The following is a 25,308-nucleotide window of genomic DNA, read 5'->3' on the forward strand; positions in this document are numbered from 1 at the left end:
CAATAAACTAAAACAGATACATCATGCAAACCGAAACAGTCACAAAACCATCACCAGCAGCAATTCTTCAAATGGGGACAGGATTTTGGGCCTCAAAAGTCCTTTTAACCGCCGTAGAATTTGAATTATTCACACAATTGGAAAAACATCCGAACCAGACTGTCAAAGACATCAAATCAAATTTAGACTTGAAATGCACCGACAGAAATACCTACGATTTTTTGGATTGTCTGTCAGCATTGGGATTTCTAAATCGCGAAGGGCTTTTGGAAACCTCTCGTTATTCAAACACCATAGATACCGGTATTTTTCTTGACAAAGCCAAACCATCTTATATAGGCGGAATCCTTGAAATGCAGAATGAACAAGGCTGGAATGTATGGGCAAAACTTGATCAAGGTTTAAAAACCGGATTGATTCAACATGACGTAAAAAATAATGGTGAAACCATTTTCGATTTTATAAGTAATAATCCCGAAATGTTCAAAAAATTCGTGGATGGCATGACAGGGGTCCAGATGGGCAACTTTATTGCTTTGGCGCAACAATTTGACTTTTCAAACTACAAAACTTTGGTTGATGCCGGTGGTTCTGCTGGTGTGCTGTCTGTGATGGTCGCCAAAAACAATCCTCACATGAACTGCACCACCTTCGATTTACCTGCATTGAAATCTATGGCCACGGAAACCATACAAAAATTCAAAATGGCAGACCATGTAAAAGTGATGAATGGTGATTTTTTTAAAGATGGATTGCCAAAAGCAGACATCGTGACCATGGGAAATGTATTGCACGATTGGGATGAAGAGACCAAAATCAAACTCATGAAAATCGCTTATGATGCTTTACCAAAAGGAGGTGTTTTTATAGCGATAGAACATGTCATTGATAATGAGCGAAAAGAAAATGTCTTTGGTTTAATGATGAGCCTCAACATGCTCATAGAAACGGGCGATGGCTTTAATTACACGTTTGACGATTTCAGCAAATGGGCAAAGAAAGCAGGTTTCTCATCTACCGAATTGATGCCCTTGGCAGGACCAGCGAGTGCAGCAATCGCTTATAAATAAAAACATCAACATTTGAGTATTGGGCTAATTGAGAAAACCAAAGTCATTTGTTGGCAACAATTAAAGCAGATAAAAATCATGAAAGTAAATGCTTACGCGGCTTTCGAGCCCAACGGAAAATTAGAGTCTTATTCCTATGATTTAGGGGAACTGGGACCGGAACAGGTGGACATTAAAGTGGCCTTCTGTGGTATATGCCATTCTGATTTAAGTATGATCAACAATGAATGGGGAATGACACAATATCCAATGGTCCCCGGTCATGAAATAATTGGTGAAGTCATAGCAATTGGCAAGGCTGTTAAAAACGTGAAGGTTGGTGATAAGGTAGGACTTGGGTGGATGTCATCTTCCTGCATGAGTTGCGAGCAATGCATGGATGGACACCACCATCTCTGCGCTCAAAGTGAAGCCACTATTGTAGGCCGAAACGGCGGATTTGCCGATTATGTTCGTGGACATTGGTCGTGGGTCATTCCGCTTCCAGAAGCTATTGATATGAGTAAAGCAGGCCCCTTACTATGCGGAGGGATCACCGTTTTCAGCCCAATAGTATTAGCCGGAGTAAAACCTACCGATAGGGTCGGTGTCATAGGCATTGGAGGATTGGGCCATTTAGCCATCAAATTCTTAAAACACTGGGGTTGCGACGTAATCGCGTTTAGCTCAAATCCGAATAAGAAAAAGGAGATTTTGAAGATGGGAGCTAGTCAAGTGATCAATTCAATATCTCCCGAAGAATTAGAAAGTATTGCGGGAAAACTCAACTTTATTTTAAATACGACCAATGTGTCATTGGATTGGAATTCTTATCTGACAGCTTTAGCACCGAAAGGAAAATTTCACACCGTAGGGGCTGTTTTGGAGCCCATGGCAATTCCTGCATTCAGTTTAATTATAGGAGAAAAAACGGTAGGCGGCAGTCCAATAGGCAGTCCTGCGTTAACTAAAACCATGCTCGATTTTTGTGTAAGACACGCTATTTATCCAGATGTTGAGGAGTTTCCGATGGCAAAAGTAAATGAAGCCATTGAACACCTAAAGGCAGGAAAGGCAAGGTTTAGGGTGGTTCTGAAAAATCCATAACTGTCACCATACACAGTGAATTTCGACATGATTTGAAGTTAATACAGATGAAAGATTATAAATGAAATAGCATTGGAAGCAAACAAACAAAACGATAGAAGATTAACATCCCGATAGCTATCGGGAGGCGATTGAGAAAAACAAATAGAAACACCAACCATGGGTTCAACTAAAACCACGTTACCAGCACTTTCTGAAAATACAATTTTAAGGTATTTTAATTTTATCGCCCTTTATTTTGCACAAGGAATACCCGAAGGCATGTTATTCTTTGGAATTCCGGCTTGGATGGCAATGAATGGAAAATCTGCTGGAGAAATTGCCAGTTTTGCCATTGCTTGCGGATTGCCATGGAGTTTCAAATTTATAGTTGCGCCCTTAATGGATCGCTATACCATTTTATCTATGGGAAGAAAAAGACCTTGGGTAATTTTCGGGCAATTGGGGTTAATGACCAGTTTCATCCTCATGGCATTTATTCCTGATCCATTAAATAATTTGGACACCTTCATGTTGGCCGGTTTTATAGTCTCATTTTTTGGCGCATTTCAGGATGTAGCTACTGATGGGATGGCAGTAGATATTATACCTCCTGATGAACAAGCCCGTGCCAATGGATTTATGTGGGGTTCAAAAATTATTGGAACTTCGGCGTCCTTAGCATTAGGAAGTTGGCTTTTAAATCAATATAGCTATACTGTCTCCATTGCATCGCTTTCAGGTTTGGTTGGAACAATAATGCTTGTTCCCATTTTTTTAAGAGAAAGACCTGGTGAAAAAACAATGCCTTGGACGGCAGGGACAGCGTCTTTAGAAAACAAACAACTACAATTAACCAACTGGAAAGCAATTTTCAAATCGTTATATAGTGTATTCAAATTAAAGAACTCATTGCTACTTGCCATTATTGGCTTCCTTATTGCCGGAAGCATCAATTATATGGATATCCTTCTGCCCATTTTCACGGTCAAGGAATTAGGGTGGACAAACCTCACCTACTCGCAAGTATTCGCAACCACTTCCGTAGTAGGTGGCATTGGCGGAATGCTCATTGGGGGTCTTTTGGTAGATAAATTTGGTAAAAAACGAATGTTGAATATATACTTCTTCGTTTGGATAGCTTCAACTGTCGTATTATTCTTTATGAAACCTTTTTGGGCTAATACCATTTTCATCAATGGTTACATGTTTGCCTATTCCACTTTAAGTGTTTTTTGTAATATCGGCCTTTTTGCCATTGCCATGCAATGTTGTTGGAAAAAAGTTTCTGCTAGTCAATTTACTTTATATATGACTATTTCTAATATCGGTCGTATTGCATTTGCAGCATTAATACCTCCAATGAAGGCCAATTTTAGCTGGGAGATTACCTTGCTGGGCTTCGCAGGCATTGTATTAGTAAGCTGGGTTTTATTGCAATTTTTAAATATCAAACTTTTTGTCAAAAATGTCGAAAAATTAGAGAATAAGGACATTGAAAGACGTGGTATGCTAAGTACAATAATAGATGTCTAAAAAAAAATCGATTGAGGATTAACAAAAATTAAATCAAAATGAAACGAAACGGCTTTTTAACTTTTCAATTGGGAGTTCCTTTAGCTTTTCTATGCCTTTTCTCTTGTTTGAACAACACCTCCGAATGGACGACTCAAGAAAAAGAACAAGCCAAAAAAGAGATCTCTTTACGCATCGATGACATTGTCCAAGGCGCAAAACATCTCGATATCGAGGAGGCAATAGAAGCTTATTCAAATTCGGAGGATTTTATGATTATCAATCCTGATGGTTCTTCCTATAACTATCAGGAAATGAAAACGGTGAATTCGGAAGCATTCAAACAACTTCGTTCCCTCGAATTTTCAACCCTCAAAAAAGAATTTCGGTTTTTAGCCGAAGACCTTGTGCTCTGTACATGGTTCGGGAAAAACAACATGGAATTCAAAACTGGAGACAAACTGACCATTGCATCTTATATGGGAAGCATGCTTTTCAAAAAAGAAAAAGGTATTTGGTCAATTATTTATGCCCATGAATCAAACTCAACACCAATTATAATCTGAACAGACATGAAAACAACACACAAAATCATTTTAGCAACCCTTGCTTTTTTAAGCTTTACATCATCGTTTGCCCAAAAAAGCAATCTCGAAAAAAACCTAAAAATGTACGAACAAGTTTGGGACGACATTGTTAACCAAGGTCAGTTAGACCTCATCAACGATAAAAACTTCGACCCAAATGTTGTCCAAATCAATCCTGCCGGAAATATTGTTGGCATCGCAGATTTCAAAACTTACTATCAAAATTTTATCACGGGTTTCTCTGACATCAAATTTACCGTTATGAAGGTCTTTGGACAAGATGATAACATCGTTAAACATTGGAAGTTTGAAGGAAAACACACAGGCGATTTTTTTGGCATTCCTGCCACGAACAAATTGGTCAATGTTGAAGGCGTTACACTCGTAAAAATGAAAGATGGACGCATAGCCCAAGAGCAGGATTTTATGGACAATTCCGTATTGATGCAACAGTTGGGATTGACTTCAAACCCAGAAAACGTCAACATTGTTGATGGCTTATACAAATCATTTGCCATAGGTGATATTCCTACCGTCTTGGCCGGTATGGATGCCAACATCGTGTGGAACGAAGCCGAAGGCAACTCCTATGCAGATGGCAACCCATATGTAGGACCGGACGCTGTGTTAAATGGTGTTTTTGCCCGTCTTGGGGCCGATCACGAGTATTTTAAACTGCAGGACATTGAACTTCACGAGATGAGCAACAATAAAGTATTGGCAACCTTACGCTATGACGGGAAATTTAAAGACGGAAAAGCATACAATGCCCAGGCGGCCCACTTATGGACCTTGAAGGATGGAAAAGTGGTGGGGTTTCAACAATATGTGGATACCAAGAAATTGGCTGATGCGGAAAAGAGATAAAATGAAAAACGGAGAAGCCGACCTGCCTGCCGGTTTACCCTCCGTAGGAGGGCAGGCAGGAAACCAATTAGAGTAGGCATCAAAAATTAAATATAAAAATCATGACACAAACAATCGTAACCAGACACAAAGTAGGAAATATTGACACCTGGCTGAAAGGCCATCAAGACAGACTTGATGTATTTGGACCTGCTATATCTGGCCTTAGAACATTTCAGGATGCCAACAATAAAAATTCAGTGGTATTGGTAATTGAAGTTACGGATATGGAAAAATTTAAAGCAATTTTAAATGATCCGTCTCTAAAAGCATTGAAAGACAAGCACACGGTTTTAGAACCGATAACGGTCTCCATGCCAATAGAAGTGTAATGATTGGTTCTATCACTAATAACGATATACTAACGTGAAGAATATTCGAGCACATTTAAAATTTTAATTATTGCTGGAACATATTATGTAAAAAATAAATATCAAAACACATGAAAATAGTACTCATCACAGGAACAAGCAAAGGCATAGGCCTTGAAACAGCCTTAACATTTGGTCGTGCAGGCTACAAAGTATTTGCCACCATGCGTAATCCCGAAAACGCTTCCGATTTTAAGCAAAAAATCAAAAATGAATCTTTAGACATCACGATTTCCAAAATGGATGTCGACTCCGATGCTTCCGTAAAGAAAGGTATGGATGAGATTATTCAAAAGAATGGCTCGGTGGATGTTCTTGTCAATAATGCCGGAATTGAACGCCATGGCTCCATTGAAGAGATGTCGATGGACGATTTTCAATCCGTTATGAATACCAATTATTTGGGAGTCCTTCGGTGTACAAAAGCGGTGTTGCCTCAAATGCGAAAAGCCAAAAATGGTTGCATTATTAATATCGCTTCAGTTTCAGGTCATATTGCCAATAGTCCGTTGGGTGCCTATGCCGCAAGTAAATTTGCACTTGAAGCCATAAGCGAGGCCCTTGCCCAAGAAATGAAACCATTTAATGTTAAGGTAGCCATCGTAGAACCTGGCATCATTAATACGCAAATGGCAAAGGATATTTCAGTGAATGCAGAATCCTTATATCCGCATTCAAAACGCCTTGCCGGCCTTTTTTCAGCATCACTTCAAACGCCAACACCTCCAACACTCGTGGCAGACAAAATCTTAGAAATTTCAGAAAGCAACACTTGGAAACTAAGACATCCCGTTGGCCCAGATGCAGCACCTTTTATTGAATGGCGCGGGTCAATGAACGATGAACAATGGATAAATTGGAATGCCACCAGTGATGAAGATTGGTATAAATCGGTTGAGCAGGATTTCGGGTTGAATGCGAGGTAGATACTAATATGTGATGGAACTTTAAACTATTCAATCAAGAACCTCAGGGTATTAAAATCCACTAATGAGAATAAAATTAGTCGTTTAATTTCAACAACTTAGATATATGGAAAAATTATGATTTACTATTGGCTATATCTAATTTATATTTTCATCGGCTCTAAATTCTTTTGGAAACCACATGACTTCGAATCTCACCAGAAAACGGCGTGTCAATATTTTGGATTGTGAAACCTTACGGTATATGAACAATTCCAGACACCTCAATTATATGGATTTTATTCGGTTTGAAATGATGTTTAGAACACCACTGTTCGACAATACGGTCAAGAAAAGCTTATATGGCATTCTGGGTTCACAAAAAATCATCTATAAAAAATCCCTAAAAATGTGGTCGGTATTTACCATTACTCTGGTTTTGGAAGGATGGGACGATAAATGGGTCTACCACAAACAAGCTTTTAAACAGCAAAACGAGATTCGTGCTGTTGGCTATACAAAAGCAGCGTTTTGGAAAGGCAGAAACGCGCAGAATATACCCGGAATTCTTAAACATTGTGGTGTTACTATTTTCGAAATGCCCCCTACACAACAAGTACTAAACATGTTTAAAACAGATTATGAGCTTTTAAATTAAAAACAATTGAGTGTTTGTATTGCGATTCAGGAACTGCGGGAAAAGGCAAAACAGGAAATGGGAAGTAAATTTGATTTGAGAGAATTCCACAACGTCGTTCATAAAAATGGCTCGATGCCCCTGGACATATTGGAAACCGTCGTACTCAGATATATCACGGATACCAAACCCAGTTAAGGTTCAGGGTTTTTGAATTGAGCTTAACCGCAAAGGTCGTCAAGGACGGTGCAAAGATCGCAATTCTTAAGGAACATACTTTTTAAAACTTTGATTTCCTTGCGGTAAAATAGAGCATAATATCTTTTAGACATTTAAATTATAATTGATGAGGAGGAGTTACGAAAAACTATCTTAAAAATAATTAACTTACATCCTCTAAATTATTATTCTCTAAAACTTATGAAAACGCACTATCTCCTTTCAATTTTAATTTCCTTTTTATATATCGGAACACCTCATGCACAAGAAGCTTATTTTCAAATAGACCCCACCTTAACTCCAGACGGACAGACCATAGTTTTTAGTTATGATGGCGATTTATGGAAAGTGCCTTCAAGTGGTGGCGATGCATTTAGGCTCACAGCAATGGAAGGAGAAGAAACCTTGCCGCGTATTTCACCAGACGGAAAATGGTTGGCCTTCAGCGCCACACAATATGGTAATAAGGATGTTTATGTCATGCCAATAGATGGCGGTGAGATCAATCAACTCACCTTTCATGATGCCACAGATGATGTAGATAGCTGGTCGTGGGATTCCAAAGAAATTTATTTTACCTCATCGCGGTACAATCGTTATAGTGGTTATAAGGTTCCTGTTTCTGGTGGCACACCAATACGGTTGTTTGAAAATTATTTCAACAATGTCCATAATGTTGTTTCCCATCCTAAAACAGACGAAATTTTCTTTAATGAAAGTTGGGAAAGCAAAAATTTCACCAATCGTAAACGCTATAAAGGCGCTTATAATCCTGATATTAAATCCTACAATCCAAAAACCAAGGCATTCAAAGAATACACCGATTATAATGGAAAAGATATGTGGGCCACCATAGATGAAAATGGGGTTATTTATTTTGTTTCCGATGAAATCAACGGGGAATATAATCTATATACTTTTAAAGATGGAGCTACTAAAACAGCCTTGACAAAATTTGAAACTTCAATCGGTTGGCCCCAAGTTAGTGCCAACGGAAATAAGATCGTGTTTACCAAAGACTATCAGATTTTCTTGTACGACGTAGCTTCAAATAAAACTCAAAAGGTCAAGATTCTAATTAACACAAACAATACGCTCATTAAAGAGCAGGATTTTGAAACAAAGGGTAAAATCAGTACCATGTCCATATCGCCAGATAATAAGAAGATGGCATTTATTTCTCGTGGCGAACTGTTTGTATCGGACATAAAAGGTAAGTTTATCAAAAAATTAAACACCAATCCCAATGAGCGTGTTAAGGAAGTAAAATGGCTAAAGGATAATCGTACACTATTATATAATCAGACCGCTTCTGGATACACCAATCTCTTTACTATTGCTGCCGATGGAACAGGTGAAGAAAAAAGACTTACCAACGAGGCAAAAAACAACGCCAGTATTGCTATAGACCATAAAATGGAACATGCGGCTTATATAAGTGGCCGTGATGAGTTGAGACTATTGGATTTAAAAACCTTAAAAAGTACGACTATTGTAACTGATGAATTTTGGGCTCTTCGTCCGCCAGTCCCTCAATTTTCACCGGACGATTCCTATGTTTTATACTCTGCCTTTCGCAATTTTGAACTCGATATGTTTATTTATCATATCGCAACCAAAGAAATTATAAACTTAACCCAAACTGGGGTTTCAGAAAGTAATCCCACATGGTCTCCAGATGGAAAATACATCTACTTTCAATCTAACTTAACGCAACCTTCGTTCCCAAGAGGTATTGGAGATACACATATTTACAGAATGGCTTTAGACACCTATGACGCACCTTTTAAATCGAATAAGTTTGACGAACTTTTTAAAGAAGACGAAAAAAAGGATAAGGATAAATCTGAGAAGAAAGATAAAGACAAAAAAGAAAAAGATAGCATCAAAGAACCCATTTCAATCACCATCAATAAAAAAGGACTGATGGATCGTATCGAACGCATCAGTCCTTCATTTGGGTCACAAAATGACCCTTATGTCATTACAAAGGATGAAACGACCTATGTGTATTATGTTTCTAATCACGACCAAGGAAAATATAAATTATGGAGAACCATTATTAAACCTTTTGAAGAAAACAAAACTGAAAAAGTAGATGACCAAGTGATTAGGGACGGTCAACTGGAGTCCACTAAAGACGGATATTATGCCTTGTTGAATGGCACTATCCATACCATGGACTTAAAAAGCAACAAGCTTGAAAAAATTGAAACAGAAGCCACATTTCGAAAAAATCTGGCAAATGAATTTAATCAGATGTTTTTTGAAGCCTGGGCAGGTTTTGAGAGTAATTATTACGATGAAAATTTCCACGGAGAAAACTGGCAACAACTTAGAGATAAGTACGCTCACTTTCTCCCCTACCTTACAAAACGCTCACAATTGAGTATGTTATTTAACGATATGCTTGGTGAGTTAAATACCTCCCATGTTGGATTTAATACCTCAGGGAAAGAAGATGAGACCTATTACGGCACTTCCACTTCAGAATCGGGAATCATTTTCTCTCAAGACAACCCTTATAAAGTAGCACATATTGTTAGTAAAAGTCCTGCGGATATCACTGGAAAAGACATTAAACTAGGTGATATTTTAACCAAAGTCAATGGGAAGTCGGTAGATTTCAAAACAAATAGAGAAGCCTATTTTTCTGGACCATCATTGGATAACGAAATGCAGTTAACCTTTAAAAGAAGCGGCAAGGACATTACTGTAAACCTGCATCCAATTGCTACCAGAGAGTTTAAAGATTTGCTGTATGATGAATGGGTTGAAGACAATCAGAAGTATGTAGATGAAAAAAGCAATGATAAAATAGCTTATGTCCACATGAAAAATATGAGCGGTAGTGAACTCGATAATTTTATGAAGGAGATGGTTTCTGAAGCCTATAGAAAGGACGCTTTAATATTGGACTTAAGAAATAATACAGGTGGAAACGTGCACGACGCCGTTTTACAGTTCTTATCCCAAAAACCTTACGCCCAATGGAAATATAGAAATGGAAAATTGGCACCACAACCCAATTTTGGACCTGCAGCAAAACCGATCGTTTTACTGATCAATGAGCAATCATTAAGTGATGCCGAAGTTACAGCTGCCGGTTTTAAAGAATTGGGCTTAGGAAAAATCATCGGAACAGAAACCTACCGTTGGATTATTTTTACTTCAGCCGGCCGTTTGGTAGATGGTTCATCCTATCGTTTGCCATCTTGGGGTTGCTACACGTTGAGCGGCGATAATTTAGAACACACAGGTGTAGCACCAGACATTTATGTAAAAGAAGACTTTAAAGACCGACTCACGGGCAAGCAACCACAATTAGACGAAGCCATCGCCGAAATTCTAAAGGATTTAAAACGTTAAGTGATGCAACTAAAAGAAAGCCTGCGGAAATTAAAATCCACTGGTAGACATAAATAGAATTAAAAAAATAACATTAAATTTTATTTTTAATAGCATACCGAATTTTTCCCAGTTAGATGAGATAACCTACATTTTTTATAATCAATCAGATAAATCATGAAAAGCATTTTTTTTCTTATTATTTCCTTCCTTATCTGTGGCAATAGTATTGCTCAAAGGGCCCAAAACCTGGAACTTCTGGATGTTTTTAATTTGGAATATATTTCTGATCCTCAAATTTCTCCTGATGGCAACCGTATTATTTACGTCAGAAATTTCAAAGACGTGATGACCGACCGGAATTTATCAAATCTTTGGATGGTAAACACCGACGGTAGCCAAAACAGACCCCTTACCACTGGAAATCAAAACGATTCTCAACCGAGATCGTCGCATGACGGTACTAAAATAGTGTTCAAATCGAACATGAAAGATGATCGGACAAAACTCTATATGATGTGGGTCGACTCCAAAGATGTAGTAGCGCTTACCAACACTCCCGAAAGTCCCGGAGCTGTGTCATGGTCTTGGGACGATACGCATTTGGCATTTTCTATGTTTGTACCTGCTGCCAAAAAATCACCTATCACCCTACCACTAAAACCTGAAGGCGCCAAATGGAATGCGCCTCCAATTTATATTGACCAAATGAACTATAGAGGCGATGGTCAGGGCTATCTTAAAAGCGGTAACGAGCAATTGTTTATAATTTCTACAGATGGTGGCACTCCAAGACAGCTCACTTTTACTGCTAATGACCACGGAAATCCTATTTGGTCCAAAGATGGAAAATCACTTTATTTTGACGCCAATCTTCACGAAAACCATGAAATGGAACCTAGGAATAGCGAAATTTACCAACTCACCATCAGCACAGGCGCCATTAAAGCACTCACATCTCGGAAAGGTCCAGATAATGGTGCCGTTTTGTCGCCCGATGGAAGTCAAATAGCCTATACAGGTTTTGATGATACCTATCAAGGCTATACAGTTTCCAATCTTTATATAATGAATACAGATGGTTCTGGCAGCAAAATTGTGACCAAAGATTTAGACCGAGATATTTCCAATCCAATTTGGGAAGATAATGGCAAAGGTCTTTATTTTCAGTATGATGAAAAAGGTGATACCAAAATTGGTCATGTAGCACTCACCGGAAAAATAAGAACGATTACCAACGAGCTTGGTGGACTTTCATTAGGGCGTCCATACAATGCAGCTTCCTATTCAGAAGCCAAAAACAAGCTAGCCTATACCTTAGGTGGAACTGATCATCCTGCAGATTTAGCGGTTTGGAATGGAGGTGAAACGACACGGATCACCAATGTAAACAAAGACCTGTTTGCTGACAAACAACTGGGTAATGTAAAAGAAATCTGGTGGAAGTCCTCTTATGACAATAGAGACATTCAAGGTTGGATCGTCACGCCGCCCAACTTCGATTCTACTAAAAAATATCCTTTAATCCTTGAAATACACGGCGGTCCTTTTGCCAGTTATGGTTCGGTATTTTCAGCCGAAATCCAAATGTATGCCGCTGCAGGTTATGTGGTTTTATATTCCAACCCAAGGGGAAGTACAGGTTACGGACAGGAGTTTGGAAATTTGATTCACCATGATTATCCCAACCATGATTATGAAGACCTCATGTCTGGTGTGGATGCCGTTATCAAAATGGGCAATATAGATACCAACAATCTTTTTGTTACCGGTGGCTCAGGTGGTGGGGTATTAACGGCTTGGATTGTTGGTAAAACCAACAGATTTAAAGCTGCCGTGGTGGCTAAACCGGTGATTAACTGGTACAGCTTTGTACTTTATGCAGATAGCCCGGCATTCTTCTACAAGTATTGGTTTGGGGATAAACCTTGGGACAATCCTGAAGCGTATTTAAAAAGATCACCATTGTCTTATGTTGGCGATATTACCACTCCAACCATGGTGTTGGGTGGTGAAGACGATTATAGGACGCCTATTAGTGAGATGGAGCAACTATATACTGCACTCAAAATTCAACAGGTAGAAACTGCTATGGTAAGAATTCCCGGAGCGTCTCATGGCATTGCCAATAAACCAAGTAATCTGATTGCCAAAATTGCAAGTATATTGGCTTGGTTTGATAAATATAAAAGTAAAGATTAGGTTTCCATGACTATTCTCTCCAGTAAAACTCGATAAATTACTCTTTAAAACAGTTTTCTGATATCTCAAAAATGCATCCTTAAAGTTGAAGTATGTCAACTTAATGGATGCATTTAGGTATTGTAATACTCATCTTCTGTGATTTTAGAATCCATTAACAGCATTCTCTTGCCAATTGTCAAAAATCTCTTTCAATGATTGGGTTACCGTATAGGCAATCGTATTTGTGAAGGATATTGTTTTGAATGGTGAATTTTATTTTCTGCTATAATGCCTTCTGATTCGTCAAAATTATTTCCTCCAGTGTTCAGATTACGTGCAAAACGTGGAAAGTTACTGCTAGAAACCTCGATTCTGATACGGTGTCCCTTTTTAAAATAGTTACTTGTAGCCATTGGCGTCAAATCGACTTTATACACCTTGCCTTCTTCCATAAACACTTCTTTATCGTACCCTTCTCTATAACGCACACGCTGTATGGTTTCATCAAGATTATAGGCCGTACCATCAGGATATACATCGATCAGTTTAATGGTAAAATCCGTATCCTTAGCGTCAGAAGAAACATAGAGTGTGGACTCAATAAATCCAGTTACTTCTATTCCTTCCGTGAGAACGTCCGTAGTATAAACAAGAATATTAGGATTTTCTTCCGCCTTTTGTTGATCAAATGCACCACCCTGAACGGCATTCCCCGTGCAACATACATTGCCACCCAAAGAATTAACAGGGTTCATGGGATCGTAAACAAAAGAATCTGGATTGTCTCTCGTAGCTTTCTTTTTAGTTAACGTGCCATTCCCATTAAGGGTGTTGGCTTTTCCGTTACTATTCAAGTAATAGGTAGTCATTTTAGTGTCTGCCGGTGGCCATTCTTCCGCCGATTTCCATTCGTTGCTGCCCATGGTATAATATTGTACTCGAGGCGTGTTTTTCTTGAAATCATTGGTTTCTCCTTTCAACCAAAGATCCCACCAAGCATAAATCTGTTCGTCATAATTCAAACGGGCATCACCTACGCTGCGTTGGCCGACTATCGTATTTTCGGTGGCACGGGTATATGCACAATGTAAGGTAGGAGCAATTACCAAATATTGATTTTCTCTTATTTCAGGATCTTTTGAATTGTTGCGAACATGGTTGAACAAGGCCAAATTGGGCGTGATTGAAACATCGTACCAAGAGGCAAACCAAAAGCTAGGTGCACCGATTTCCATAGTATCATGATAAAGTCCACCTTCGTACCAGGCCGGATCATTAGGTTTACGTATCACCATTTTATCAAAGATTTCCTTTTTTCCATGTATATTCTTGACAATATCTTTAATTGGCAAATGCTTAAGGGCCTCTGCCATATCTATTGGCGGATTTTTTGGAGCGAGATCATAGAACCTTGAAATTCTGATCAAGTCTTCTTGTGTAGCGCCTTCAGGGATTCTTGGCTTAAATTTATCTTGTTCCACCCCGTACAACCAAGCAAAGAATAAAAGCTGCTCTACGCCACCTCGGTACCAATTGCCCTGTTCCTTAATGTCGCCTACGGTTCCAACACCTGCGCCAAACCCCTGTGGTACCATGGCCGCATGTGAAGGATGATCAAGCGCGGATACGGCCATCTGCCACTCTGCAGTCGATGAACAGCCAATTGTGCCAATTTTTCCGTTAGACCAAGATTGATTTGCCATCCATGAAAAAGCATCATAACCATCGGTAAGTGGCACTCCCAAAATATCCCATTCGCCCTCTGAAAAAAAACGTCCACGTTCATTTTGCACCACAAAGGCATATCCGCGTTTAACGGCCTCATAAGCTTGTTGGGCAGTTCGGGTTTGGCGCACACCATCAACCCAAGTATTAAAATTATAAGGGGTACGCGAGAAAATAATGGGAACCTTTCCTGTCGTCTTAGGTCTGTATATATCAGTGGCTAGGCGAATACCATCTCGCATGGGCATCATCACCTTTTGATCAATAATGGCGATTTCATCAAGTTTTTCAAAGATATCTTTTTGCTCTTGTCCATAGCATATCTGAACAGCCAACAAAAAGATAAAGATAAAGGGAATACGATAAATTTTCATAGGATTAATTTTAATTAGTGGCTGTCTTTACGGGTTGTCTAATTTAAAGATAAATAAATTAAAATTTATATATATAGTAGGTTGAAAAACCACCCATACAACATTAATTAGGATAAGTGAATTAGCTCAGGGGCCGTTAGCCAAAACGGATGTTTAGATCTACAATGATAAATAAGGAATTATCTAATGGATCGAGACAGGCCTTGTACCATTATAGATCCAATGAAAAAAAAACCCGATGAGTTATCATCGGGCGTAGTTATGGAATTTCCAATCAAGATTAGTTCAAAACCAATTCCTTCATTCTTATCATCTATTATGCCTTAGTAAGTTTCCGGTAATGGAATTGGCATGGTATTAAATATTTGATCTCCAGCCCTATCTATAGGCAAAGTATTAGATAGTCCATACCGTCTAAGATCAAACATTCTGTGGTTTTCGGCCCAAAGTGAGTATCTCCGTTGTTTTAGCATCTCCGTGGTTAATGCTTCTGTGGTTTGTGCTCCTGAATAATCAGGCAAATTGGCTGAATTTCTGATGATGTTTAACGCATCTTCTGCCTCTCCCAAATTGTTAGCCAAAATATTCGCTTCCGCATAGACCAAAATTAACTCCTCATTCCTAAGAAAATCGATGGGACTAGTATCAGAATCGTACAAACGTGTTTCATGAGTGCCGTTTAGACCATCCTGCGAAGCTGGATTTGTTCTTAATGCCGATTTTTGTGCTACTCTTAAATCGCCTGGTTCGGCATCCGCAATCCAAGTATTATGGACTACAATTTGATCTCCATTATTTGGTTTATCAGCTGTAGAAGGCACCTTGAAGACTGTATTAGCCTGGTCACCACCTCCTAAGCCAAATATATGTTTTGGACCTATATTTAAATCTCCTGTCAAATCCATATAAGAACTGGCTAAGGCAGTCAACGCCGCATTTCCGTCACCATCATAAACGGCAGCTACGCCAGCCCATGCCCTATTGAATTCAGAAAAGGTAGAAGGTGTATCGAATCCTGAGAAGCCTGTACTCAATCTAAAAGCAAAACTGCTTCCAGCATTGGAAAGGTGTTGTTGTCCTTCTTCCAAAAGAGCTCGAGCCTTAGCAATCCCTTCATTAAAATCTACTATTGGCCCCAAGTTTTCAGGATCGGCAACATCTATACGTGCCTTTGCGTAGGATTTAAGTATTTGAATCAACTCTTCTGCCATCATCGTCTTGGCAAATCCTAAATAGCCGTTTTTCTCACTTTCAGTTGCCGCATCAGTATTGGCAATAGCTTCAATTAATAGGTTGATGTTCTTTATACACCTGTAATTTCCGTTCCATGATCCTACGCTGTAAAAAGAGTTATTGTCTAGCTGAAGGCCATCTTTTCCCAACAAATCTCCCGTATTTCGTGGTTCAGCATTGAAAAGATAAAACTCTCTTGCCATGACGCCATTGGACGTAGTCTCATTTCCTAGTCCGTTTCTAGAAGTAGATTCTATCGCAACCACAAGTTCATTCAATTGACCTTTGGAGGCATTTTTTAAAACCCCATCCACACTTGGTCCGTTAGGGTCTACGACTTCATCGAAAGTACAAGAACCCATAAGCGAGAATAGTGGGATTATGAAGGTCATAATCGCTAATGTTTTTATATTATTTTTCATATTATTTTTTTTAGAAATTAACGTTTAGGCTAAAGAAAAATTGGCGTGAACTAGGGTATGAACCTACCTCTATTCCGGTAGAAAGTCCAGAACCACCATTTACGGACACTTCGGGATCGTAGCCACTGTAATCGCTAATAGTGAAAATATTCTTCCCTGATATCCCAAACTTCACACCTTGCACGGTATTACCAAATACACTATTTATCGTGTTTCTGTCTAAAGAATAGTGAATAGAGGCTTCTCTTAATCTAAGATAACCCGCAGGCTCTACAAATCGCACCGCATTTGCAGGCATTTGAAGTCGTGCCTGACCTTCTGGAGTTTCTAAATCAGGAGTAACCAATCCTAAATCAGAAAGAAATGTTGTCAGATTAAGATTTTCTCCCCCTTTTTTCCAGTTTAAAAGAAATGACACATCAAATTGTTTGTAAATTGTAAAGTTATTACTCCAGCCCATTTGAAAATCAGGTTCTACATCTCCCACTTTGGTAGGTTTTATTCCTGTACCGTCCAAGTTTAAATTTCCGACCAACTGGGTAGCGGATTTCCCTTCCTGGATATAGAAGGTTCCAAGACCAAGACCAAATCCAGCCCCAGGTTGAGCAAACGCCGGTACTGCTAAGCGGGTAACCTCAGAACGGTTTTTATACCATTGTACGGAAGTATTCCATCTGAAATTTTCATTATCAAACACAAAAGCTCTCAAGGCCAATTCTACCCCGGTATTTTTAAGGTCACCAAGATTAGTCGTTTCCTGCGTAAAACCAGAAGATGATGGTAGCGCTCTTGTCAATATTAAGTCTTTTACCTTCTTGTCGTAATAGGTCGCTTCAAAAGATAATTTGTTGTGGAAAATCCCAAGATCAAAACCAAATTCCAATTCACTGGCAGTTTCAGGTTTCACCAAGGCATCTCCCTTACTTCCTACAACGGACTGCCCAATATTTCCCCCTATATTGCTCGCTCCCAAACTCGTAAATGTCGAACCAAAACTGGCTGGACTTCCTGTTTCTCCATAAGCGGCTCTTAGCTTCAACTGAGATATAGACTCTAAACTCCAAAAGTCAAAATTTGCCATGTTTACCGCCAAAGAAGCCTTCGGAAATCCATGGAATTCATTGGGGTCACCATTTCTGGATGACTTATCCATACGATAGCCCAAAGTAGCGATGATCTGATCTTTATAATTTCCTTCTATTTGTCCGAAATATCCAAAATCTTTTTCTTCTGATCGAAATTGATCAATGACTTGGTTCACAGATTGGTCAACACTAGTTTGGCCAGCAGCCAATAGGGACCCTCGACTATTCACAAGATTTGATTTTTGATAGAGATAAGCCACACCCAATTGAGTGGTAATATCTAAACTACCGTCCATTGCTTCCCGATTCCAAACTCCAATAATTTGGGTATTCAATTGAGTAAAGTTATTTTTCCCAACTGCTATAAAACCTCCAGGTCCAGGTTGAACCTGAGCTTGATGAGTTTCCGGAACATAAACATAAGTCTGGTTCGCCAAATAATCTAAACCACCACTGGTTACAATTCTAACCCTATCGGTATCGGTTCGTAGCAAATTGGTATTTAAGGTCATCCCTTGTACGAGACGATCGTTGGTATCATCATTCAAGGCATTGTCTCTCACAAATATTGAGTTTCCAGCGGCATTTGGGTTAACAGGATAATTTCCATTGGCATCAGGAAATAAGTTGGTCCATGGTCTCGTATATGCCAAGGTGTACCCATAACTTAAGCCACCCTCGTTTTCGTTTCCGGTAAAGCTTCTACTGGAATTACTCCTAGTATAGCTGGTTGAAGAACTGAAATCAAACACCTTAGAAATACGATGGTCAATATTGGTTCGTAACGAGAAACGATCAAAACCGGTATTTTTAATAATTCCTTCTTCATCTCTATAGGAACCTCCAACGTAAAATTTTGTCTTATCATTACCACCAGTCGCACTTAAACGGGTTTCTGTTATGAAACCAGTATTCCCATAAATAATATCTTCAAAATCATAAAGCTTTCCATTTTCCGCCATAGTGGCTTCATATTTGGCTCTCTCTGCCGCACCAAACGCACTTTCTACCGACGCGGCCGTCCATGGTCGCATACCTAAACGCTTTGCTATCTTATTGGTACCCAAATCTTGGCTAAAGCTAATTTTGGTTTTACCTGTTTGTCCACGCTTGGTAGTAATCAATACTACACCGGCATTACCTCGTTGCCCATATATAGCAGCAGCAGAAGATCCTTTTAACACTTCAATATTTTGAATGTCGTTAGGATCTAAATCCGCCAAGCGGTTACTGGAGTTCTCCTCATTCCCACGGTTGGCACCAGATGCAAAACGAAGGCCTGAAGGGATTTCCACATTATTATAATAGACACCATCAACGATGATGAGCGGTTGGTTGTTTCCGTTAATAGAAGATATTCCGCGTAGTCTTAAGGCAAATCCTCCGCCCGGAGCCCCTGAGGTAGCCGTAATATTGACCCCTGGAATTTTCCCATACAATGCTCCATCCACTGTAGATTGACTGGTAGTTCCCACTAACTCAGCAGCAGATACCGTGGAAACGGCATTCGCAAGGTTTTGTCTCTTAACGGAACTCGCCAATCCTGTTACAATGACTTCTTCAAGTCCGGTCGCTGACTCTTCCATAATGACACTCAGAACTGTAGGTCCGGTCAAATTGATTTCCGTAGTGGCGTAACCTAAAGAAGAAAATACCAAGGTTGAAGGAAATGAAGGAACCAAGAGTTCAAAATCACCATCAATATCGGTTATGGCGCCGGTTGTAGTTCCTTTTACAACAACGTTGACACCCGGAAGTGGTAGTCCTGCCGATCCTTCCGTAACTTTACCTGTCACAGTTCCCTGAGCTGCCAATAGCAATGGAACTGTTAAAAAAATCAAGAAAATGGAGTTTTTCCAATAGTTTTTTTTCATATTCTTAGAGTTAGTGTTAAATTTTCAATTGCTGAAGATAGCAAAGTTTTCAAGTTTTAAAAACTTTATTATCAGAAGAAGTAAATTCCCGCAAGTAAATCCTCCAAATAATTTCCGAACAGTTTTATGGTAATTCATGCTATTTTAAAATAGGATTTCAACATATCTTTTTAATGAAAAATGAGTCAATCGGACGGTATCACATAGATCGGACTGGATGCTCAATATATTTATAGTAGAAATGAAACGGTAAGAATGGTGACTATAACAGTAAGAAAATCATTAATATGATCTTGATTTAATTTTTGTCTTTTAGCAGAAGTCTACCGAGTAATCAATAATAAACTCTGTGACCGAATATTTTTTAAACCATATCCTATCGCAAATATTAAGCGGCATGGCCAAGCAAAAAAAGGCAATATGTTTTTTTATCTTATATTAACCGAAAGGTTTACCATTATTTTTATTGTTAATCATCATCTTTTCAAAGTTCCTACCATGAGGTTAAGATGGACAGAAATGACAGCCTCTACAATAGAGATTCTAAATGTGTCTATTGTTGTGTTTTTTTCATGAAAGAAGGTCTTCATCGCAGAAAAGGATCAAAAACAAAGAAAAAATGAACAATAGTACAAATTATAATCAGTAGCTTTATCTTTATGAACCATAAATAGAAGGTTTACAGCATATTAAATTAAGGAATCTCAACATGTGAAATACCCATTATACTAACAAGTTGCTTTTTCAATCGAACGATATTTTATTTGAACCGCCTTCTTAAAATCCATTAACCTTGGCATATATCAGATTAACTTTCAAAAAACCAATGAATTTATGAAAACTATCATTTACTCTTTATTCCTTTCGACAGCATTTTTTTTAAGCTGCGGTGACCAACAGAACGCAGTAAAAACTGAAATCGATAGCAAATCAAGTTATTTCGACTATTCCAATAGCGATGACCAAAAAACGGGTGGCATCAAAATGATTCCAATCACCACGCCAAAAGGCACTTTTAATGTTTGGACAAAACGTATGGGCAACAATCCAAAAATGAAGGTGCTGCTACTTCACGGAGGTCCGGGAGGAACGCATGAGTTATTTGAGAATTTTGATGGATATCTTCCTAATGAAGAGATTGAATACATCTATTACGACCAATTGGATAGTTATTATAGTGACAAGCCAAACGATTCCACATTATGGACCATTGAACATTCTGTAGAGCAAGTGGAGCAAGTCAGAAAAGCCCTAAATCTCGACAAGGATAATTTTTACCTATTTGGACAGTCGTGGGGAGGTCTTTTGGCCATGGAATATGCACTCAAATATCAAGATAACATCAAGGGACTTATTGTTGCCAATATGATGGCCAGTATTCCTGAATATGAAAAATATGCCGCAGAGGTTTTAGGCCCTCAATTACCACCGGAAGTCCATAAAGAAATTAAAACCATGGAAGCCAAGGAAGATTTTAGCAATCCTCGATACACGGAACTTGTGACCCAACATTATTACACCAAACACGTGCTGCATTTACCTCTCGACGAATGGCCGGAATTCATCAATCGTTCCTTCTCCCATATGAATCCCAACATTTATATTTATATGCAAGGCTACAGTGAATTTGGTGTCACTGGGAATGCAACCTTAAAAGGATGGGATATTTCTGAACGGTTAAATGAACTAAGAGTTCCAACTTTGATGATTGGTGGGAAGCACGATACTATGGATCCAAACTATATGGAATGGATGAGCACTCAGGTACAGAACGGAAGAAGTGTGACTACTAACGGTGCCCATTTGACACAGTATGACGATGCTGACAACTTCTTTAATGGATTGATACAATTCATTAAAGATGTAGATAATGGAACATTTAAAGAAAACTAAATCATGTTTAAAGAGAACATAGCACGATTTGGTCTCAGTGCCATGGGTTTTGTCTATGTTCTCATTGGTGTTTTGACGGCCATGACGGCGCTCAATTGGGGTGGGCAAAAAACCGGAACAAAAGGAGCTATTGCTTATTTGTCCAGTCAGCCTTTTGGCAAAATCCTACTAGTCACAATGGCTATAGGCTTGTTTAGTTACGCCTTTTGGAGAATGTATCAGACATTGTATGACTCCCGAAATTTAGGAACTGATTTTAAGGCACTTTTCACTCGAGCTGGTTATTTTACCGGTGGTCTGTTTTATGGGGCATTGGGATCTGTTGCCGTAAAAGTACTCTTTAGGAGTGGTTATGATCACCAACAAGAGTTTATCATTAAAGCATTGAACTCAAAATACGGAAGTTTCTTTGCTATCGTTTTTGGGCTGGTATTAGCAGGAAAAGCCATCTTCGAGCTATATTTTGTGGTTTCAAATCGATTTAAAAAGAATATACAATCTTCAGAAATGCATCCGAAAGCTAAAACAACTTTATTGAAGTTTGGAGGTATTGGTCATTCAGCGCGTGCAGTAGTTTTTGGAGTTATGTCATTTTTAACGATGCGAACCGGAATTACATTTCGAAATAAAAAAATGAGTACTTTAGAGGATGCTTTTCAATTCTTGAATAATGAGTTTGGTGACGCGGTTCTTGGTCTTGTGGCCCTTGGGTTTTTATGTTTTGGACTCTTTATGTTCGTAAAAGCAAAATATTTGTATGTCAATATTCAGTAAAATTATTGCGTTATCTTGGTTATTGATAGTCTTCATTATCGAAGACCTTTCAGTTATTGACACTTCATGTAAAGCGGCTCACTTCTGGCATAAAGTCGTTCATGAAGGCAGCATTGGTAAAGGTTTTCCCTTCAATCAATTTCAAACTTATACGCAATATCATCTGAAGTGTTTAGTAGTCCATCAGAACCTAAAGAAATTAAAACAAAACTTTCCCCAGATGGATGCCGTTCATAAAAAAATTCCTGTCCCCAATAATCTTTATGGATATTTTTGAGTAACGGATTATTTCTAATAATTGCTGACAATTCCTTTGGGTAATGACCTGAGGTTTCTTTCTGATGCTTTAAAAGCGACGCCACTTCAGTTAGTCTTTTGATGGTCTGCGTCTCTTTATTTCCCCATAAATAAACCGTAAATCTTAGTAAGGAAAATGTAAGTACAATCAACAAGACAACTAATAGGCCAACCATCATAATCTTCTGGGATGGGTAAAGCACTGAGGTTTTTGATAAACCATGTTTGCGTTCATATTTCCGTTGCCTTCGTCGTTTGAGCCAAAATTTAAAATCTTCAAATATCAGTAGCAATTCGGCCAATAAACCAGCAATAGATTCCATGATTAATTACTAAGCCTTAGCTATTTAGTTCCTGTCCCGTAGGTATCAAATAAATATACCAAGGAGGCCATGGTCGCAGCCCCTAACTCCAATTCTCTTTTGTTGACCGCCGAAAACACATCAGTCGCTGCATGATGGTAATCAAAATAACGTTGGGAATCCGGTTTTAATCCCGCTAAAACAATAGAATCAGATTTTAACGGACCAATATCAGCGCCACTGCCACCCTTTTCAAAATAGTGAATCAAATAGGGCTTAAAAAGGTCTCGCCAACCTAAGACCTTATCAAATACCACGTCACTGCAATCAAATGAAAATCCTCTAGGTGTAAAACCTCCCGAATCACTTTCCAAGGCAAAAATGTGGTTTTCATTTTTGGACTTTGCTATCTCAGCATATTTTTTACCACCCCTAAGTCCATTTTCTTCGTTCATAAATAGAACGACCCGAATACTGCGTTTTGGTGTAATGCCACTCTTTTTCAACAATCGCAGCACATCCATAGATTGCACCACTCCCGCGCCATCGTCGTGAGAACCATCACCCAAATCCCATGAATCCAAGTGTCCGCCGACAACAATATATTCATCAGGAAATTCTGATCCCGTAATTTCGCCAATCACATTATAGGATTGCACATCTGCCATCTGTTTGCAATTTTGTTTAAAGAAGAACGTGATCGTTGGATCTAATGCCAACATCGTACTTAACAACTCTGCGTGATTGGTGCTAATTGCAGCCGATGGAATCCGTTGGGATATTGGCAAATCGCCATAGGTCATGCTGCCTGTATGCGGAAAATCATCCAATCGTAAGTTTAAGGAACGAACAATAACGCCAACAGCTCCCAATTTCCCAGCCTCCATAGCGCCTGCATAACGCTGGTCGGCGCAACCACCATAGGCCTCAAAGGTATCAATCAAATCAGCCTGCATGGCACGATTAAAGAACACAATCTTTCCTTTCACTTTATCTGGACTTAAGGCCTTTAACTCCTCTATGCCCTGAACTTCAACAACGTGTGCACGCACCCCTCCATCCGGTGTTTCAACAGAGCCACCCAAGGCGCAAATATTGACATGGGTAGTCATTCCGGGCAAGGTTTCGATATAGGCAAATTCAGGCAATCCCCTAATCCATTTAGGCACCATGACCGGTTGTAGCCACACTTTGTCCAAACCCAATTTTTCCAATTCTTCTTTGGTATATTCTACGGCTCGCTCGGCACCTAGTGATCCCGAAAGTCGAGGACCAATTTTATTGGACAAATGGTCCAACCATTCATAACTTTTTCCGTTGGTCAGAGAATTACTGTAGATTTTTTGAATGATTTCAGCATCGGTTTGAGCTGAAATATTGATGGAGAGTAAAATACCTAATATAAAAAGAAGTTGTTTCATTGGAAGTATATGATTGATTTATTGAATTAAATATACTGATTTATAAGCGATACTTTGCCGTTGGATTTATCCGAAGATGGAAGTTTTAGTTCTACCTACAAGGTTTTTAGAAACCTTGCAGGATGGTTTTAGAAACCTTGCAGATAGGTCATTAAAAATTTTAATTTTAAAACAGAAGCTACTCTTTTTTCAGCTGTCTTTTATACATGTCAATATTCGCCTTTATGGCGTCGTCCAATTCAGGTTCCTTAATATCTGTATAGGTTTTTAAAGTATCATACAAAACCCTAGCAACCAAATACCTCGATGTTTTTTTGTCATCACAAGGAATAACGTACCAAGGCGCATGAGGTTTTGAGGTCCTATTGAGAAGGTCCTCATAACAGGTCATATAGTCATCCCAGAGTTCACGCTCTTTCAAATCGCCAGGAGAGAATTTCCAATTTTTATCTTCACGATCCAAACGTCTCAACAATCGATGTTTTTGTTCATTTTTTGAAAGGTTCAAAAAGAATTTAAAAATGATGGTGCCATTCTCTGCAATGTGTTTCTCAAAATTATTGATGTCTTCAAAACGTCTTTCCCAAAAGGCATTGTCAATATCCTCAACCGTATCAATTCCTGGAATGTTTTCATTTAAAATATAAGATGGATGGACTTTGGTCACTAAGACGTTTTCATAATGGGTCCGATTGAAAATGCCAAATTTGCCCCGTTCAGGAAGTGCGACATAATGTCGCCATAAATAGTCATGCCTTAATTCCAAACTTGTTGGTGTCTTAAAGCTATGGACAACCACTCCGCGTGAGTTAAAATCTTTGAATACTTCACGTATCAAACTATCTTTTCCTGCCGTATCCATTCCTTGCAAACAGACCAAAACAGCATATTTACCATGGGCGTACATGGTATCTTGAATTTTACCCAAACCTTTTCGGACGTCCTTCAGATGATCTTTTATATCGCTTTTTGAAGCTTCAAGGTTGAATTCTGTTTTAAAATCCTTAATGTTTATTGGATTTGTAATTTTGAAGTCCTCAATATTGATATTTTTCATAATAGAAGTCATATTTTTAGTCCAAATACTTCATTTTCTATTCG

Annotated in this window: 19 protein-coding genes; 13 read left to right on the forward strand and 6 right to left on the reverse strand. The window is 38.8% G+C overall.

All coding sequences use genetic code 11. The features are described 5' to 3' along the window. Positions 1 to 23: 23 nt before the first annotated feature. The 11 genes from G6N06_RS03285 (at position 24) to G6N06_RS03335 (ending at position 12,825) form a co-directional block, all read left to right on the forward strand. Positions 24 to 1,070, forward strand: a complete 1,047-nt coding sequence (locus G6N06_RS03285; RefSeq protein ID WP_163514631.1) for a methyltransferase — start codon at positions 24 to 26, stop codon at positions 1,068 to 1,070. 78 nt (positions 1,071 to 1,148) lie between these two features. Beyond that, the gene (ahr, locus tag G6N06_RS03290) at positions 1,149 to 2,156 is read left to right on the forward strand and encodes an NADPH-dependent aldehyde reductase Ahr (RefSeq protein ID WP_163514632.1); all 1,008 of its coding nucleotides are present in this window, start codon (positions 1,149 to 1,151) and stop codon (positions 2,154 to 2,156) included. Between the two features lie 159 nt (positions 2,157 to 2,315). After that, complete coding sequence (locus tag G6N06_RS03295) at positions 2,316 to 3,671, forward strand: MFS transporter (RefSeq protein WP_163514633.1); 1,356 nt, start codon at positions 2,316 to 2,318, stop codon at positions 3,669 to 3,671. Positions 3,672 to 3,709: 38 nt separating this feature from the next. Further along, positions 3,710 to 4,216, forward strand: a complete 507-nt coding sequence (locus tag G6N06_RS03300) for a nuclear transport factor 2 family protein (RefSeq protein WP_163514634.1) — start codon at positions 3,710 to 3,712, stop codon at positions 4,214 to 4,216. A gap of 6 nt (positions 4,217 to 4,222) precedes the next feature. Next, positions 4,223 to 5,104 (forward strand): ester cyclase, encoded by an 882-nt coding sequence (locus G6N06_RS19805; protein WP_240337958.1) that lies wholly within the window; start codon positions 4,223 to 4,225, stop codon positions 5,102 to 5,104. A 101-nt stretch (positions 5,105 to 5,205) separates the two neighbouring features. Then, on the forward strand, positions 5,206 to 5,475 hold the full coding sequence (locus G6N06_RS03310) for a hypothetical protein (RefSeq protein ID WP_163514635.1): 270 nt from the start codon (positions 5,206 to 5,208) through the stop codon (positions 5,473 to 5,475). Positions 5,476 to 5,585: 110 nt separating this feature from the next. Beyond that, positions 5,586 to 6,440 carry an SDR family oxidoreductase gene (locus tag G6N06_RS03315; protein WP_163514636.1) on the forward strand — a complete coding sequence of 285 codons (855 nt, stop codon included), beginning with the start codon at positions 5,586 to 5,588 and terminating at the stop codon, positions 6,438 to 6,440. A 181-nt stretch (positions 6,441 to 6,621) separates the two neighbouring features. Beyond that, the gene (locus G6N06_RS03320) at positions 6,622 to 7,077 is read left to right on the forward strand and encodes an acyl-CoA thioesterase (RefSeq protein WP_163514637.1); all 456 of its coding nucleotides are present in this window, start codon (positions 6,622 to 6,624) and stop codon (positions 7,075 to 7,077) included. 6 nt (positions 7,078 to 7,083) lie between these two features. Continuing rightward, positions 7,084 to 7,254 carry a DUF885 family protein gene (locus tag G6N06_RS03325; RefSeq protein ID WP_240337959.1) on the forward strand — a complete coding sequence of 57 codons (171 nt, stop codon included), beginning with the start codon at positions 7,084 to 7,086 and terminating at the stop codon, positions 7,252 to 7,254. Positions 7,255 to 7,476: 222 nt separating this feature from the next. Continuing rightward, positions 7,477 to 10,644: a S41 family peptidase gene (locus G6N06_RS03330; RefSeq protein WP_163514638.1), complete on the forward strand. Its 3,168-nt coding sequence runs from the start codon at positions 7,477 to 7,479 to the stop codon at positions 10,642 to 10,644. A 156-nt stretch (positions 10,645 to 10,800) separates the two neighbouring features. Further along, positions 10,801 to 12,825, forward strand: a complete 2,025-nt coding sequence (locus G6N06_RS03335; protein WP_163514639.1) for a S9 family peptidase — start codon at positions 10,801 to 10,803, stop codon at positions 12,823 to 12,825. 203 nt (positions 12,826 to 13,028) lie between these two features. On the opposite strand, the gene G6N06_RS03340 is transcribed toward G6N06_RS03335, so the two are convergent. The 3 genes from G6N06_RS03340 to G6N06_RS03350 all read right to left on the reverse strand — a co-directional run bounded on the left by G6N06_RS03340 (position 13,029) and on the right by G6N06_RS03350 (position 19,520). Continuing rightward, entirely contained in the window at positions 13,029 to 14,906 is a 1,878-nt protein-coding gene (locus G6N06_RS03340) for a CocE/NonD family hydrolase (RefSeq protein ID WP_163514640.1), read from the reverse strand. A gap of 323 nt (positions 14,907 to 15,229) precedes the next feature. Further along, a complete protein-coding gene (locus G6N06_RS03345) occupies positions 15,230 to 16,561 on the reverse strand; it encodes a RagB/SusD family nutrient uptake outer membrane protein (protein ID WP_163514641.1) in 1,332 nt (443 codons plus the stop codon). Between the two features lie 10 nt (positions 16,562 to 16,571). After that, positions 16,572 to 19,520 (reverse strand): SusC/RagA family TonB-linked outer membrane protein, encoded by a 2,949-nt coding sequence (locus tag G6N06_RS03350; protein ID WP_163514642.1) that lies wholly within the window; start codon positions 19,518 to 19,520, stop codon positions 16,572 to 16,574. A gap of 834 nt (positions 19,521 to 20,354) precedes the next feature. Here G6N06_RS03350 and G6N06_RS03355 point away from each other — a divergent pair. Next, a complete protein-coding gene (locus G6N06_RS03355; RefSeq protein ID WP_163514643.1) occupies positions 20,355 to 21,413 on the forward strand; it encodes a proline iminopeptidase-family hydrolase in 1,059 nt (352 codons plus the stop codon). 3 nt (positions 21,414 to 21,416) lie between these two features. Continuing rightward, entirely contained in the window at positions 21,417 to 22,187 is a 771-nt protein-coding gene (locus G6N06_RS03360; RefSeq protein ID WP_163514644.1) for a DUF1206 domain-containing protein, read from the forward strand. A gap of 131 nt (positions 22,188 to 22,318) precedes the next feature. On the opposite strand, the gene G6N06_RS03365 is transcribed toward G6N06_RS03360, so the two are convergent. From G6N06_RS03365 to G6N06_RS03375, 3 genes are all read right to left on the reverse strand, one after another. Then, on the reverse strand, positions 22,319 to 22,807 hold the full coding sequence (locus G6N06_RS03365; protein ID WP_163514645.1) for a type II secretion system protein GspG: 489 nt from the start codon (positions 22,805 to 22,807) through the stop codon (positions 22,319 to 22,321). 20 nt (positions 22,808 to 22,827) lie between these two features. Continuing rightward, a complete protein-coding gene (locus G6N06_RS03370) occupies positions 22,828 to 24,207 on the reverse strand; it encodes a M20/M25/M40 family metallo-hydrolase (RefSeq protein WP_163514646.1) in 1,380 nt (459 codons plus the stop codon). Positions 24,208 to 24,385: 178 nt separating this feature from the next. Continuing rightward, complete coding sequence (locus tag G6N06_RS03375; RefSeq protein WP_163514647.1) at positions 24,386 to 25,264, reverse strand: PPK2 family polyphosphate kinase; 879 nt, start codon at positions 25,262 to 25,264, stop codon at positions 24,386 to 24,388. Positions 25,265 to 25,308 lie beyond the last annotated feature (44 nt).

This window comes from Gelidibacter japonicus (genome assembly GCF_010725055.1).
GTDB lineage: Bacteria > Bacteroidota > Bacteroidia > Flavobacteriales > Flavobacteriaceae > Gelidibacter > Gelidibacter japonicus.

Bases quoted from the DNA above. Each gene is read 5' to 3' on its own strand.
- G6N06_RS03285 (WP_163514631.1), top strand. From the start codon at position 24: ATGCAAACCGAAACAGTCACAAAACCATCACCAGCAGCAATTCTTCAA.
- ahr (WP_163514632.1), top strand. From the start codon at position 1,149: ATGAAAGTAAATGCTTACGCGGCTTTCGAGCCCAACGGAAAATTAGAG.
- G6N06_RS03295 (WP_163514633.1), top strand. From the start codon at position 2,316: ATGGGTTCAACTAAAACCACGTTACCAGCACTTTCTGAAAATACAATT.
- G6N06_RS03300 (WP_163514634.1), top strand. From the start codon at position 3,710: ATGAAACGAAACGGCTTTTTAACTTTTCAATTGGGAGTTCCTTTAGCT.
- G6N06_RS19805 (WP_240337958.1), top strand. From the start codon at position 4,223: ATGAAAACAACACACAAAATCATTTTAGCAACCCTTGCTTTTTTAAGC.
- G6N06_RS03310 (WP_163514635.1), top strand. From the start codon at position 5,206: ATGACACAAACAATCGTAACCAGACACAAAGTAGGAAATATTGACACC.
- G6N06_RS03315 (WP_163514636.1), top strand. From the start codon at position 5,586: ATGAAAATAGTACTCATCACAGGAACAAGCAAAGGCATAGGCCTTGAA.
- G6N06_RS03320 (WP_163514637.1), top strand. From the start codon at position 6,622: ATGACTTCGAATCTCACCAGAAAACGGCGTGTCAATATTTTGGATTGT.
- G6N06_RS03330 (WP_163514638.1), top strand. From the start codon at position 7,477: ATGAAAACGCACTATCTCCTTTCAATTTTAATTTCCTTTTTATATATC.
- G6N06_RS03335 (WP_163514639.1), top strand. From the start codon at position 10,801: ATGAAAAGCATTTTTTTTCTTATTATTTCCTTCCTTATCTGTGGCAAT.
- G6N06_RS03340 (WP_163514640.1), bottom strand. From the start codon at position 14,906: ATGAAAATTTATCGTATTCCCTTTATCTTTATCTTTTTGTTGGCTGTT.
- G6N06_RS03345 (WP_163514641.1), bottom strand. From the start codon at position 16,561: ATGAAAAATAATATAAAAACATTAGCGATTATGACCTTCATAATCCCA.
- G6N06_RS03350 (WP_163514642.1), bottom strand. From the start codon at position 19,520: ATGAAAAAAAACTATTGGAAAAACTCCATTTTCTTGATTTTTTTAACA.
- G6N06_RS03355 (WP_163514643.1), top strand. From the start codon at position 20,355: ATGAAAACTATCATTTACTCTTTATTCCTTTCGACAGCATTTTTTTTA.
- G6N06_RS03360 (WP_163514644.1), top strand. From the start codon at position 21,417: ATGTTTAAAGAGAACATAGCACGATTTGGTCTCAGTGCCATGGGTTTT.
- G6N06_RS03365 (WP_163514645.1), bottom strand. From the start codon at position 22,807: ATGGAATCTATTGCTGGTTTATTGGCCGAATTGCTACTGATATTTGAA.
- G6N06_RS03370 (WP_163514646.1), bottom strand. From the start codon at position 24,207: ATGAAACAACTTCTTTTTATATTAGGTATTTTACTCTCCATCAATATT.
- G6N06_RS03375 (WP_163514647.1), bottom strand. From the start codon at position 25,264: ATGAAAAATATCAATATTGAGGACTTCAAAATTACAAATCCAATAAAC.